Here is a 1,464-nt window from a genome sequence, read left to right on the forward strand (position 1 = left end):
ATCTCGGCGGGGGTGTTGATCTTGATCTGGTTTCTCCTTCTCTTCCTTCTTCCTTCTTTTTTTTCTTCCTCTCCCTCCCTCCTTTCTTTTCTTCTCTTCTCCTCCCTCTTCCCCTTTCTCTTTTTTCTCTTTTTTTTTTCCTTTCTTCTCTCCTTCCTCTTCTCCTCCCTTCCTCTTCCTTCTCTCTCTTCCTCTTCTTCCTCTTTTTCTCTCCTTCCCTCCCTCCTTCTCTCCCCTCCCTCCCTTCTTCTTTTTCTTCTCCCCTTCCCTTCCCCTTCTTTTTCTGGTTTTCTTTTCCCTTCCCTCTCTCTTTTTCTCCCTTCTCCTCCCCCTCTCTCCCCTCCCCCCCCCCTCCTGCCCTCTCTTCCTCTCTTCTCCTTTTTTTTTTTCCTCTTTCCTTCCTTCCCTTCTCCCCCCTCATCCCCCCTTACCTCCTCTCTCCTTCACCCTCTTTCTCCTCTCCCTCCCGCCCTTTCTTCCTCCCCCCTTCTTTGTTCTTTCTCCCCCTCCCCTCCCTTTCCTCCTTCCCCCTTTTTCTCTTTCTCTTTCTCCTTCTTTCTTTCTCCTCCCTCCCCCCTTCTTTTTTCCTCTTCTCCTCCCCTCTTTCTCCCTCTCCCTCCCCCCCCTTTCTCTTCTTTTCCTTTCCTTCCCCTCCTCTCCTCCCTTTCTTTTCTCCTCGTGTGATTCTCACTTCCTTTTCTTTCTTCCCTCTCTTTCTTTCTTCTTTCTCTCCTCCTTCCCCTTCCTCCTTCTTTCTCCTCCCCCCCTCCCCTCCTCCCCCCCCCCTTTTTCCCCCCCCCCTCTTTTTCTTCTCCCTTTCTTTTCTTTCTCTTCCCTCTTTTCTTTTTCTTCTCCTCCCTCCTTTTCCCCCCTTTTTCTCCCCCCTTCTCTCTTCCCTCGCCCCTCTCCCCTCCTTTTTCCCGCCTTCCCTCCCCCCCTTTCTCCCCCCTCTTTCTCTCCTTTTCTCCTCTTCTCCCCTCCCTTCCTTCCCCCCCCTTTCCCCCTCCCTTTCTTTCCTCTCTCCCTTCCTTTTTCTCCCTCCTTCCCTTTCTCTTTCCCCCTCCTCCCCTTTTCCTTTTCTCCCCCCCTTCCTTTTCTTTCTCTCTCCCCCTTCCCTTTCCTTTTCCTTCCCCCCTTTCCTTTCTCTTTCTTCTCCTTTTTTCTTTTTCTTCCCCTTTTTTTCTCTTCCTCCTTTTTTTTCTTTCCTCCCCTTCTCCCTCCCTCCCTTTCTTTTCCCCCCTCCTTTCCTTTCCCCTCTCTTTTTCCTTTCTTCTTCTCTCCCCTTTCTTTTCCTTTTTCCTTCCTTTTTTATTCTCTTTTCTTCTACCTCTTCAATTACTTTTACTTTCTCTCATCACTTAACAACATCACCTATCTTTATTATTACTCCTCTTCCACCATCCATAATCATATCCATCCTTTTTCACCTCTCATCTTTTTAATTACCTTTACCTATATTTCGGT

2 protein-coding genes are annotated in these 1,464 nt (G+C 48.8%); both read right to left on the reverse strand.

All coding sequences use genetic code 11. The features are described from left to right. A partial coding sequence (locus HBN98_RS27745; RefSeq protein ID WP_186352948.1) for a hypothetical protein occupies positions 1-421 on the reverse strand: 421 nt, incomplete at its 3' end. A 6-nt stretch (positions 422-427) separates the two neighbouring features. Beyond that, complete coding sequence (locus tag HBN98_RS27750) at positions 428-691, reverse strand: hypothetical protein (RefSeq protein ID WP_169844091.1); 264 nt, start codon at positions 689-691, stop codon at positions 428-430. Positions 692-1,464: the final 773 nt, after the last annotated feature.

Source organism: Pseudomonas koreensis (assembly GCF_012986595.1).
Taxonomy (GTDB): domain Bacteria; phylum Pseudomonadota; class Gammaproteobacteria; order Pseudomonadales; family Pseudomonadaceae; genus Aquipseudomonas; species Aquipseudomonas koreensis.